General features: G+C 54.2%; 9 protein-coding genes. 4 read left to right on the forward strand and 5 right to left on the reverse strand.

Translation table 11 applies throughout. The features are described from left to right. Positions 1 to 80: 80 nt before the first annotated feature. The 4 genes from dapB to caiF all read left to right on the forward strand — a co-directional run bounded on the left by dapB (position 81) and on the right by caiF (position 6,391). Positions 81 to 902 carry a 4-hydroxy-tetrahydrodipicolinate reductase gene (gene dapB / locus HVZ37_RS04145; protein WP_042997990.1) on the forward strand — a complete coding sequence of 274 codons (822 nt, stop codon included), beginning with the start codon at positions 81 to 83 and terminating at the stop codon, positions 900 to 902. Between the two features lie 457 nt (positions 903 to 1,359). Then, a complete protein-coding gene (carA, locus tag HVZ37_RS04150) occupies positions 1,360 to 2,508 on the forward strand; it encodes a glutamine-hydrolyzing carbamoyl-phosphate synthase small subunit (RefSeq protein ID WP_044255590.1) in 1,149 nt (382 codons plus the stop codon). A gap of 18 nt (positions 2,509 to 2,526) precedes the next feature. Next, entirely contained in the window at positions 2,527 to 5,751 is a 3,225-nt protein-coding gene (gene carB, locus HVZ37_RS04155; RefSeq protein WP_044255587.1) for a carbamoyl-phosphate synthase large subunit, read from the forward strand. A gap of 250 nt (positions 5,752 to 6,001) precedes the next feature. Further along, positions 6,002 to 6,391: a carnitine metabolism transcriptional regulator CaiF gene (gene caiF, locus HVZ37_RS04160; protein ID WP_042997987.1), complete on the forward strand. Its 390-nt coding sequence runs from the start codon at positions 6,002 to 6,004 to the stop codon at positions 6,389 to 6,391. Between the two features lie 44 nt (positions 6,392 to 6,435). Here caiF and caiE read toward each other — a convergent pair whose 3' ends face one another. The 5 genes from caiE to caiA all read right to left on the reverse strand — a co-directional run bounded on the left by caiE (position 6,436) and on the right by caiA (position 12,045). Continuing rightward, positions 6,436 to 7,032, reverse strand: a complete 597-nt coding sequence (gene caiE / locus HVZ37_RS04165) for a carnitine operon protein CaiE (RefSeq protein ID WP_042997986.1) — start codon at positions 7,030 to 7,032, stop codon at positions 6,436 to 6,438. A gap of 114 nt (positions 7,033 to 7,146) precedes the next feature. Continuing rightward, complete coding sequence (gene caiD / locus HVZ37_RS04170; RefSeq protein ID WP_042997985.1) at positions 7,147 to 7,932, reverse strand: crotonobetainyl-CoA hydratase; 786 nt, start codon at positions 7,930 to 7,932, stop codon at positions 7,147 to 7,149. A 52-nt stretch (positions 7,933 to 7,984) separates the two neighbouring features. Further along, on the reverse strand, positions 7,985 to 9,538 hold the full coding sequence (caiC, locus tag HVZ37_RS04175) for a crotonobetaine/carnitine-CoA ligase (protein ID WP_181628128.1): 1,554 nt from the start codon (positions 9,536 to 9,538) through the stop codon (positions 7,985 to 7,987). A 62-nt stretch (positions 9,539 to 9,600) separates the two neighbouring features. Then, entirely contained in the window at positions 9,601 to 10,818 is a 1,218-nt protein-coding gene (caiB, locus tag HVZ37_RS04180; RefSeq protein WP_044255581.1) for an L-carnitine CoA-transferase, read from the reverse strand. 84 nt (positions 10,819 to 10,902) lie between these two features. Continuing rightward, the gene (gene caiA, locus HVZ37_RS04185; RefSeq protein WP_042997982.1) at positions 10,903 to 12,045 is read right to left on the reverse strand and encodes a crotonobetainyl-CoA dehydrogenase; all 1,143 of its coding nucleotides are present in this window, start codon (positions 12,043 to 12,045) and stop codon (positions 10,903 to 10,905) included. Between the last annotated feature and the right edge of the window lie 8 nt (positions 12,046 to 12,053).

Genomic DNA, 12,053 nt, shown 5'->3' on the forward strand with positions numbered 1-12,053 from the left:
CGACGTTTTTGGCTAGCGGCATGACGACGTGCTGGTTAATCTGAAAACGATTTACATCATTTTAACGTAAGAGAATAACTATGCATGATGCACAGGTCCGTGTCGCGATAGCGGGCGCGGGTGGCCGTATGGGCCGCCAGTTAATTCAGGCAGCGCTGCAGATGGATGGCGTTGCGCTTGGTGCGGCGCTTGAGCGCGAGGGATCGTCACTGCTGGGCAGCGATGCCGGAGAACTGGCGGGTGTCGGGAAAACCGGCGTTACCGTGCAAAGTCGCCTTGAGGCAGTAAAAGATGATTTCGATGTGTTCATCGATTTTACCCGTCCGGAAGGCACGCTGAATCATCTGGCGTTTTGTCGTCAGCATGGCAAAGGGATGGTCATTGGCACCACCGGTTTTGACGATGCGGGAAAACAGGCGATTCGCGATGCCGCGCAGGACATTGGCATTGTCTTCGCGGCGAACTTTAGCGTCGGTGTCAACGTGATGCTTAAGCTGCTGGAAAAGGCGGCGAAGGTGATGGGCGACTATACCGACATTGAAATCATTGAAGCTCACCACCGCCATAAAGTTGACGCGCCGTCAGGCACCGCGCTGGCGATGGGGGAGGCGATTGCCCATGCGCTGGATAAAGATCTAAAAGAATGCGCCGTCTACAGTCGCGAAGGCTACACCGGCGAACGCGTGCCGGGAACAATTGGCTTTGCCACCGTCCGCGCCGGGGACATTGTGGGCGAACATACCGCCATGTTTGCCGATATCGGCGAACGTGTCGAAATCACCCACAAAGCGTCCAGCCGTATGACTTTTGCCAATGGTGCGGTGAGATCGGCACTTTGGGTTAGTGCAAAGAAAAATGGTCTTTTTGATATGCGAGATGTCCTTGATCTCAACAATTTATAGTTAATTATTACCTTTCGTGATGTGGTTATTGTAATCTCAATGCATTGATTACATGGGGCAATATTTTTATTGCCCTTTTATTTTGCCTGTTACAGATTGCTTTCATTACAAATGGCGTAAAAATCTATCTTTTCTCTCTTTTTTACGTTGCCTGAATGTAAATTTTGACCAAGTGGTCCACTTTTTCGAAGCCTGAGACTATTTTCTACGCATAATTGTTCACGCAAGCGTTTTCCTGCCAGGGTTAGCTGATCTTTTTGCCTGTTAAATCCGTTGATTTCATCCTGGGTCGCAAAAGAATATAAAAAATACCGCCTTTAAGTTGACTTTTGCCTGCCTTATCTCCAGAATGCCGCCGTTTGCCAGAAATCCACGGGTAAGCAAATTTGCATTGATTCATGCTATGCGAATGCATTAATATGCAAATAAAGTGAGTGAATATTCTCTGGAGGGTGTTTTGATTAAGTCAGCGCTATTGGTTCTGGAAGACGGAACCCAGTTTCACGGTCGGGCCATAGGGGCAACAGGTTCGGCGGTTGGGGAAGTCGTTTTCAATACTTCAATGACCGGTTATCAAGAAATCCTCACTGATCCTTCCTATTCCCGCCAAATCGTTACTCTTACTTATCCCCATATCGGTAATGTCGGCACCAATGCCGCCGATGAAGAATCCTCCCAGGTCCATGCGCAAGGCCTTGTCATTCGTGACCTGCCGCTGATTGCGAGCAACTTCCGCAATACCGAAGACCTCTCTTCTTACCTGAAACGCCATAACATTGTGGCGATTGCCGATATCGATACCCGTAAGCTGACGCGTCTGCTGCGCGAGAAAGGGGCGCAAAATGGTTGCATTATCGCGGGCGATAACCCGGATGCGGCGCTGGCGCTGGAAAAAGCGAAAGCCTTCCCGGGCCTGAACGGCATGGATCTTGCCAAAGAAGTGACCACCACGGAATCTTACAGCTGGACCCAGGGGAGCTGGACGCTGGCGGGCGACCTGCCGGAAGCAAAGAAAGAAGACGAACTGCCGTTCCATGTTGTCGCCTATGACTTTGGCGCCAAGCGCAACATTCTGCGCATGCTGGTGGACAGAGGCTGTCGCCTGACGGTTGTCCCGGCAAAAACGTCGGCAGAAGATGTGCTGAAGATGAATCCGGACGGGATCTTCCTGTCGAACGGCCCTGGTGACCCGGCGCCATGCGATTACGCTATCGACGCAATTCAGAAATTCCTCGAGACCGATATTCCGGTGTTTGGCATCTGTTTAGGCCATCAGCTGCTGGCGCTGGCGAGTGGGGCAAAAACCGTGAAGATGAAATTCGGTCACCACGGTGGTAACCATCCGGTCAAAGATATCGACAACAATACGGTGATGATTACGGCCCAGAACCACGGCTTTGCGGTGGATGAAGCGTCCATGCCGGCCAATCTGCGTGTGACCCACAAATCGCTGTTCGATGGCACCCTGCAAGGGATTCATCGCACCGACAAACCGGCATTCAGCTTCCAGGGCCACCCGGAAGCGAGCCCGGGTCCTCACGATGCCGCGCCATTGTTCGACCACTTTATCGAGTTAATTGAGCTTTACCGTCAGTCCGCGAAATAATCAGGAGTTAAGAGAGCCATGCCAAAACGTACAGACATAAAAAGTATCCTGATTCTGGGCGCGGGTCCGATTGTTATCGGTCAGGCGTGTGAGTTTGACTACTCCGGCGCGCAGGCGTGTAAAGCGCTGCGTGAAGAGGGGTACCGCGTCATTCTGGTGAACTCCAACCCCGCGACCATCATGACCGACCCGGAAATGGCCGATGCGACCTACATCGAGCCGATTCACTGGGAAGTCGTGCGCAAGATTATTGAGAAAGAGCGCCCGGACGCGGTGCTGCCGACCATGGGCGGTCAGACGGCGCTGAACTGTGCGCTGGAACTGGAGCGCCAGGGCGTGCTGGCCGAATTCGGGGTGACCATGATTGGTGCGACCGCCGATGCGATTGATAAAGCCGAAGACCGTCGTCGCTTCGATATCGCGATGAAGAAAATCGGTCTCGACACCGCGCGTTCGGGCATTGCCCATACGATGGAAGAGGCGCTGGCGGTAGCGGCTGACGTCGGCTATCCGTGCATCATCCGCCCGTCCTTTACCATGGGCGGCACCGGCGGCGGTATCGCCTACAACCGCGAAGAGTTTGAAGAAATTTGTACTCGCGGTCTGGATCTCTCCCCAACCAACGAGCTGCTGATTGATGAATCGCTGATTGGCTGGAAAGAGTACGAGATGGAAGTGGTGCGTGATAAAAACGACAACTGCATCATCGTCTGCTCTATTGAGAACTTCGACGCCATGGGCATTCACACCGGTGACTCCATCACTGTGGCTCCGGCCCAGACGCTGACCGACAAAGAATATCAAATCATGCGTAACGCCTCGATGGCGGTACTGCGTGAAATCGGCGTAGAAACCGGCGGTTCAAACGTGCAGTTCGCGGTGAACCCGAAAAACGGTCGCCTGATTGTGATCGAAATGAACCCGCGCGTATCCCGTTCCTCCGCGCTGGCGTCAAAAGCCACCGGCTTCCCGATTGCGAAAGTGGCGGCGAAACTGGCGGTGGGTTACACCCTTGATGAGCTGATGAATGACATCACTGGCGGTCGTACCCCGGCATCGTTCGAACCGTCCATCGACTACGTGGTCACTAAAATCCCACGCTTTAACTTCGAAAAATTCGTTGGTGCTAACGATCGTCTGACGACCCAGATGAAATCGGTCGGCGAAGTGATGGCGATTGGCCGCAGCCAGCAGGAATCTCTGCAAAAAGCGCTGCGCGGTCTGGAAGTGGGCGCCACCGGCTTTGACCCGAAAGTGAGCCTGGATGACCCGGAAGCGCTGACGAAAATCCGCCGCGAACTGAAAGACGCGGGCGCTGAGCGTATCTGGTATATCGCTGATGCCTTCCGTGCGGGCCTCTCCGTTGACGGCGTGTTTAACCTGACCAACATTGACCGCTGGTTCCTGGTTCAAATTGAAGAGCTGGTGCGTCTGGAAGAGAAAGTGGCAGAGCTGGGCATTAACGGCCTGACTCCAGACTTCCTGCGCCAGCTGAAACGCAAAGGCTTCGCCGATGCGCGTCTGGCTAAACTGGCCGGTGTCCGTGAAGCGGAAGTTCGCAAACTGCGCGACCAGTACAATCTGCACCCGGTCTACAAGCGTGTGGACACCTGCGCGGCAGAATTCGCCACCGATACCGCCTACATGTACTCCACGTATGAAGATGAGTGCGAGGCGAACCCGTCCGTTGACCGCGACAAAATCATGGTGCTTGGCGGCGGTCCAAACCGTATCGGCCAGGGGATCGAATTTGACTACTGCTGCGTACATGCCTCTCTGGCGCTGCGTGAAGACGGTTACGAAACCATCATGGTCAACTGTAACCCGGAAACGGTCTCTACTGACTATGACACTTCCGACCGCCTCTACTTTGAGCCGGTCACGCTGGAAGATGTGCTGGAAATCGTGCGCATTGAGAAGCCGAAGGGCGTGATCGTGCAGTACGGCGGCCAGACTCCGCTGAAACTGGCGCGTGCGCTGGAAGCAGCAGGCGTACCGGTTATTGGTACCAGCCCGGACGCAATTGACCGCGCAGAAGACCGTGAGCGTTTCCAGCATGCGGTGGACCGCCTGAAGCTGAAACAACCGGCCAACGCCACCGTGACGGCCATCGAACAGGCTGTCGAAAAAGCGAAAGAGATTGGCTATCCGCTGGTGGTGCGTCCGTCCTACGTGCTGGGCGGCCGGGCGATGGAAATTGTCTACGACGAAGCTGATCTGCGCCGCTACTTCCAGACCGCCGTTAGCGTTTCCAACGACGCGCCGGTTCTGCTCGACCGCTTCCTGGATGACGCGGTTGAAGTGGACGTTGACGCCATCTGCGACGGTGAAATGGTGCTGATTGGCGGCATCATGGAACACATCGAACAAGCGGGCGTCCACTCGGGTGACTCTGCCTGTTCTCTGCCGGCCTACACGCTGAGCCAGGAAATTCAGGATGTGATGCGCCAGCAGGTACAGAAACTGGCCTTCGAACTGCAGGTTCGCGGTCTGATGAACGTCCAGTTTGCAGTGAAAGATAACGAAGTCTACCTGATTGAAGTGAATCCACGTGCGGCGCGTACCGTACCGTTCGTCTCTAAAGCGACCGGCGTACCGCTGGCGAAAGTGGCGGCGCGTGTGATGGCCGGTAAATCGCTGACCGAACAGGGCGTGACCAAAGAAATTATCCCGCCGTACTACTCGGTGAAAGAAGTGGTGCTGCCGTTCAACAAATTCCCGGGCGTCGACCCGCTGTTAGGGCCAGAAATGCGCTCCACCGGGGAAGTGATGGGCGTGGGGCGTACCTTTGCGGAAGCGTTCGCCAAGGCGCAACTGGGCAGCAGTTCTACCATGAAAAAACAGGGCCGAGCGCTGCTCTCCGTACGTGAAGGCGACAAAGAGCGCGTGGTTGACCTGGCGGCGAAACTGCTGAAGCAGGGCTTTGAACTGGACGCCACCCACGGTACCGCGATTGTGCTGGGTGAAGCAGGTATCAACCCACGTCTGGTGAACAAGGTGCATGAAGGTCGTCCGCACATTCAGGACCGTATCAAGAATGGCGAATACACCTACATCATCAACACCACCGCAGGGCGTCGCGCCATTGAAGACTCCAGGGTGATTCGCCGTAGCGCACTACAGTACAAAGTGCACTACGACACCACGCTGAACGGCGGCTTTGCCACCGCGATGGCGCTGAATGCCGATGCAACAGAGAAAGTCATCTCCGTTCAGGAAATGCACGCGCAAATTAAAAAATAAGCGGCGGCATCATTTGCCCCGGTTTTAAAAACGGCTCCGGAAACGGAGCAGTTTTTTTATGCACTCAGTTCATTCCTGGAGATATATTGCGCAACAGGACAAATTTCATTGTAACAAGCAAGATTTGGCTCACACTAATGCGCCGCTAAGTTGCTTACTATCATTGAATCCCACAATTTAAATAGGGTCTTGTTTTGTATTTTTACGGACAGGGCATAACAAGATTTTTAATTTGTGAAATGGTGTGCTTATGTGTGAAAAATATGTTGAAAAGCCGCTTTATCTGTTAATTGCCGATTGGGTGATGGCAGAAAAGCGTTGGGTAAGTGCGAAAGAGATCGCGAAGCACTTTAATATGGATCACTGCAAAGCGATCAATACCGTCTCTTATATTCTCGCTGAGGTTGGGGAGATTAATTGCGAGACTAAGACTATCCCTAATCAACTGGAAGGTCGTGGATGTCAGTGTCAGCGCCTGGTCAGAGTGACGCATATTGATCCACAGCTGTATGCCCGCCTTGGGCATAGCGCGCAGGTGAAGATGGTCAGCAAATCGCCGCGGATGTCGGCGGTGCCGCCATCAGAACTAAACCGCGAGCAAAAATGGCAGATGATGTTGTCAAAAAGTATGCGTCGATAAGTTCGGTTTTGCCGGATGGTGCCTTGCGCCGCCATCCGGCATGATTACATGGCCGATTTAGGCTTCACCTCCGTTGTGCCCTTCAGGCGCGGCCGGTTTGCTTCAACCGCCGTTAATGGCGACGTTTCCCGTAGCGATGCCCGACAGCGTACGGCGAGATCCTGATATTCCTTCGTATTCAGCCGCTTCCAGTGCAGTTCCTGTTCGCTGACCTCACGCATAACGCGGGCTGGCGTGCCGACCAGCAACTGTCGTGCGGCGCCAGTAAATCCGGCTTTGACGAAACTCATGGCGGCGACAATGCTTTCGTCGCCGATCACCGCACCGTCCATGATCACGCTGTTCATGCCGACCAGTGCGTCCCGGCCTATCACGCAACCGTGCAGGATAGCACCGTGTCCGATGTGTCCATTCTCGCGTACCACCGTGTCTGTATCGCAGTAGCCATGCATAATGCAGCCATCCTGAAGGTTGGAGCCCGCTTCAAGGATTAAGCGGCCATAGTCCCCGCGCAGTGAGGCGAGCGGGCCGACGTATACGCCAGCCCCTACGATGACATCGCCAATCAGTACTGCGCTGGGATGCACATACGCCTCGGGATGGACCACGGGAATTAAGCCTTCAAAGGCGTAAAAACTCATCGGCATTCCTCAATTGTTGTTTACCGGATGGCGGCGTAAACGCCTTATCCGGCCTACGCAAGCGTGCAGACATTCGGGCCTGCGTAGGCCTGATAAGCGCAGCACCATAAGGCATTAGCGTCCTTTCCAGACCGGATCGCGTTTTTCAGCAAACGCCTGCGGCCCTTCGAGCGCATCTTCGGAGTGCAGCACGGACGGATAGTGTTTCAGCACGCCGCTGCGGATGAAACGATAAGCCTCTTCCACCGGCATTTCACTGGTTGTGCGGTAAATCTCTTTCAGCGCGGCGATGGCCAGTGGTGCGCTGTTCACCAGCTGTTGTGCCAGTTCACGCGCGCTGTCCATCAGTTCCTGCTGGCTGACCACGCGATTGACGATCCCCCAGCGCTGCGCTTCATCTGCATCCATGCGTCTGCCGGTCATGATCATTTCATTGACGATGGCCGGGGGCAGTATTTTCGGCAGACGCAGGACGCCGCCGCTGTCCGGTACGATGCCGAGTTTGGCTTCAGGGAGGGCAAAGCTGGCGTTATCGGCACAGACAATAAAGTCTGCGGCCAGCGCCAGTTCAAAGCCACCACCGAATGCATAGCCATTGACGGCAGCGATCACCGGTTTGTCGAGATTGAAGATTTCAGTCAGGCCAGCGAATCCGCCGGGGCCAAAATCGGCGTCTGGTGCTTCACCTTCCGCCGCGGCTTTTAAATCCCAACCGGCGGAAAAAAACTTCTCGCCTGCGCCGGTGACAATCGCCACGCGCAGTTCGGGATCGTCACGAAAATTAAGAAAAACCTCACCCATCTGGAAACTGGTTTTGGCATCGATCGCATTTGCTTTTGGTCGATCCAATATAATTTCCAGAATCGATCCGTTGCGGGTTAAATGTAAAGATTCACTCATGGTTCATCTCCAAAAATAGGATGTCTGGCAGGGGTTATTCCTGCCTGTAGGGTTATTTCAGGTTTTTTTTGATTATTTTTCCTGAACAATTTCGCGGCAGGTCGGTTCTAATCTCCATAATTGAAGGGACTTTAAATTTCGCCATATTTTTTTCGCAGAAGCTGAAAAACTCTTCTTCACTGAGCGTTTCACCCTCGTTGAGAACTACAAAGGCTTTTATCGCTTCGTCACGAATTGAATCGTTAATTCCAATAACGACGATGTCCTGAATTTTGGGGTGTGCCGAAATAATATTTTCCAGCTCCACGCAGGAGACGTTTTCTCCCCCTCGTTTAATCATGTTGCAGCGGCGATCGACAAAATAGAAAAAACCGTCTTCGTCGCGATAGCCGGAATCACCGGTATGCAGCCAGCCGTTCGGCTCGAGCGCTTTGGCGGTGGCATCCGGCCTGCCGTAGTACTCTTTGAAAATCGTTTTACCCGGCACGCCCTTAATACAGATTTCCCCAATTTCACCGGCGGGCAGCGCACGGTTTTGCTCATCGCGAATTTCTGCTTCGTAACAAAAGCCGGGACGTCCAATAGAGGGCCAGCGTCGCTGATCACCGGGGCGATCGCCGATGATGCCGACAATGGTTTCCGTCATGCCGTAAGAGGTCAGCAGACGCACACCGAAGCGTTCAACAAATGCATCTTTTTCCTGCACTGACAGGTTGAGGTAATACATCACTTCCCGTAAACAGTGCTCTCTGTCCAGCGGTGATACGGGTTGAACCATCAGCGTTCTGATCATCATCGGGATGCATTCCGTGACGGTCGCGCGGTATTTACGCACTTGTCCCCAGAAAGCGCGGGCGCTGTATTTCTCTATCAGCACAAAGGTTGCGCCCACCGAGAAGGCGGCCATGGCGGCAGTGCACTGACAGTCGATATGAAACGCAGGCATGACCGTCAGGTAAACATCGTCATCACGCAGGGCGCATTGCCACGACGAGTAGTAGCCGGCAAAACGCAGGTTGTAATGGGTGATCACCACGCCTTTAGGGCGGGAAGTGGTGCCGGAGGTAAACAGGATCTCGGCCATGTCGTCCGTGGACAACGGTGGGGTATAGCGCAATGTCGTCGGCTGCTGATCCTTCAGCGTCGTGAAATGGCTTACGCCATCAGCGATCGGCAACGCCTCACCAATCAGGCAGATATGGCTAAGCGGCGTCGTCTTTGCCTGTTGGATCTGCCGATACATCGGATAAAAAGCGGCGCTGGTTACCAGCAACTGAACGTCACTGTTTTGCAGGATCCACGCGCTTTCTTCACGCAGCAGACGGGCATTGATCGGCACCATGACCGCGCCAATTTTCGCCAGCCCGAACCAGCAAAAGAAAAACTCCGGGCAGTTATCCAGATGCAGGGCGACCTTATCACCTTTGCGAATGCCCAACGAGTGGAAAAGGTTTGCCGTCCGATTGATCTCCTCGTTAAGCGAGGCGTAGCTGTACTGACGCACGTCCCCTTCGCTGGATTCGCAAATCAGCGCTGTTTTACTGCCATAAACTTCGGCCAGATCGTCCCACATCTGGCGTAAGTGTTGTCCGCCAACGATATCCATTGCACTCCTGTCCATTTTCACAGGCGTTGTGCTAACCGGGCGAGCCGGTCAGCATTTCGCATTTAGTTCTCAACTTTGGCCAGACCCTTACTGACCAGTTCCTTAATGTCTGCGTCGTTGTAACCGATATTTTTCAGAATGGCGGCAGTGTCCATGCCGTGCGACGGCATGCCGCGCCAGATTTTCCCCGGATTGTTTTTGAATTTCGGCATGACGTTTGGCCCTTTGCAGGTGCGGCCATCCATCGTTTGCCACTGGGTAATGGATTCGCGGGCAACGTACTGCGGATTGCCTTCCAGCTCCGGAATGGTCAGCACTTTGGCGCAGGCGATATTCAGCTCGGCGAAACGCGCCTGCACTTCCTCGATGGTGTGTGCGGCCAGCCACGCATCCAGTTTTTCTTCGACCAGCGGTCCGTACGGGCACTCGACACGGTGAATCAGTTGTGTTCCTTCCGGCACTTCCGGCGTACCGAGAATGTGCGCCAGACCGATGTCTTTAAAGCATTCGGTGACCTGGGTAATCCCGACCAGCTCCATCACGATGTAACCGTCGGCGCATTTATACAGCCCGCAACCGGCGTAATAGGGGTCTTTACCTTTGGTCATGCGCGGGCAAATTTCACCGCCGTTGAAGTAATCCATCATGAAATACTGACCCATGCGCAGCATCACTTCGTACATCGCCACATCGATACTTTCGCCTTTGCCGGTTTCCCGCACCTTATGCAGTGCCGCCAGCGCGGCTGTGGTGGCCGTCATGCCGGAGAAGTAGTCGGCGGTGTACGGGAAGGCTGGCATCGGCTGATCAACGTCGCCGTTTTGGATCAGGTAACCGCTGAAGGCCTGAGCGATGGTGTTATAGGCCGGAAGGTTGGTGTACTCCTCGGTACCGTACTGGCCGAAGCCGGACAGGTGAGCGATAACCAGTTTCGGGTTATGTTGCCACAGGACCTCATCGGTAATTCCACGACGGGCAAACGCCGGACCTTTACTGGCTTCAATGAAGATATCGGTGGTTTCCATCAGTTTCAGAAACGCTTCCCGACCTTCATCTTTAAAAATATTCAGCGAGAGCGCGTGCAAATTACGCCGCGACAGCTGCGGATAGTTTGGCTGAACACGGATGGTATCGGCCCAGGCGACGTTCTCAATCCAGATAACTTCAGCGCCCCACTCGGCAAACATCTGACCGGCGAACGGCCCGGCGATTTCGATCCCGGAGAAGACAACCCGCAGCCCGGCAAGCGGCCCAAAAGCAGGCATTGGTAGACGATCCATAAAATGCTCCTGATAAATTTGTAGGCCTGATAAGACGCAAAGCATTGGCCCGGTAAGCACAGCGCCACCGGGCATGTCGCTGTCTTAACGGTATTGTTTCAGCACGGCACGACCGAGCGTCAGGATCTGCATTTCGTCAGAGCCGCCGGATACGCGGTCAACGCGCAGGTCACGCCAGAAGCGGGTGATGCGGTGGTTACCCGCAATCCCAACACCACCGAGAACCTGCATGGAGGTGTCCACGACTTCAAACGCCGCGTTGGCGCAGAAGTATTTACACATCGCCGCATCACCCGAGGTGATGGTACCGTTGTCGGCTTTCCATGCCGCTTCTAACAGCATGTTTTTCATGGAGTTTAATTTGATCGCCATATGGGCGAACTTCTCCTGGATCAACTGGAAACGACCGATCGTTTCGCCAAACTGCACGCGCTGGTTGGCGTAGCGCGCCGCATCTTCAAAGGCGCACATTGCTGTACCGTAGTTGGTGAGGGCTACCAGGAAACGTTCGTGGTCGAACTCTTCTTTTACGCGGTTAAAGCCGTTACCTTCCCGACCGAACATGTCTTTTTCGTCCAGCTCGACATCGTCAAAGTTGATTTCACAGCAGCTGTCCATGCGCAGACCCAACTTCTCAAGTTTGTTGACCTTGATGCCGGGTTTACTCATGTCGACAAACCATTCGGTATAGACAGGTTTATCCGGGGAAGCGCCGTCTCTTGCCATCACCACGATATAAGGGGTGTAGGCGCTACTGGTGATAAAACACTTACTACCATTAAGATAAACCTTACCATTTTTGCGGGTATAAGTGGTTTTCAGACTACCAACATCCGATCCCGCTCCCGGTTCGGTGATGGCGGAGTTCCACATTTGTTTCCCGGTTCCCTGGAACGCCATGATTTTATCGATCTGCTCCTGGGTGCCTTCGCGCAGGAAGGTATTAAACCCGCCCGGCAGCTGATACAGCACGTACGTAGGCGCACCGAGGCGTCCCAGTTCCATCCAGACGGCAGCCACGGTGACGAATCCGGCTTCCAGGCCGCCATGTTCTTCCGGGATCAGCAGGCTATCGATGCCCATGTCCGCCAGCGCTTTCACGAAACGCTCCGGATACACGCTGTCGCGATCGCATTCGGCAAAATAGGCTTCCCAGTTCTCACTGGCCATCAGTTCACGAATACCGGCGACAAACAGTTCCTGCTCATCATTGAAATTGAAATCCATCTTCTAAC

Source organism: Citrobacter sp. RHB35-C17, assembly GCF_013816795.1.
Taxonomy (GTDB): Bacteria; Pseudomonadota; Gammaproteobacteria; order Enterobacterales; family Enterobacteriaceae; genus Citrobacter_A; species Citrobacter_A amalonaticus.

What these genes read in the sequence shown, in the direction of transcription:
- caiA (WP_042997982.1), bottom strand. Translation starts at nt 12,045, where the DNA reads ATGGATTTCAATTTCAATGATGAGCAGGAACTGTTTGTCGCCGGTATT.
- carB (WP_044255587.1), top strand. Translation starts at nt 2,527, where the DNA reads ATGCCAAAACGTACAGACATAAAAAGTATCCTGATTCTGGGCGCGGGT.
- caiF (WP_042997987.1), top strand. Translation starts at nt 6,002, where the DNA reads ATGTGTGAAAAATATGTTGAAAAGCCGCTTTATCTGTTAATTGCCGAT.
- caiD (WP_042997985.1), bottom strand. Translation starts at nt 7,932, where the DNA reads ATGAGTGAATCTTTACATTTAACCCGCAACGGATCGATTCTGGAAATT.
- caiC (WP_181628128.1), bottom strand. Translation starts at nt 9,538, where the DNA reads ATGGATATCGTTGGCGGACAACACTTACGCCAGATGTGGGACGATCTG.
- caiE (WP_042997986.1), bottom strand. Translation starts at nt 7,032, where the DNA reads ATGAGTTTTTACGCCTTTGAAGGCTTAATTCCCGTGGTCCATCCCGAG.
- dapB (WP_042997990.1), top strand. Translation starts at nt 81, where the DNA reads ATGCATGATGCACAGGTCCGTGTCGCGATAGCGGGCGCGGGTGGCCGT.
- caiB (WP_044255581.1), bottom strand. Translation starts at nt 10,818, where the DNA reads ATGGATCGTCTACCAATGCCTGCTTTTGGGCCGCTTGCCGGGCTGCGG.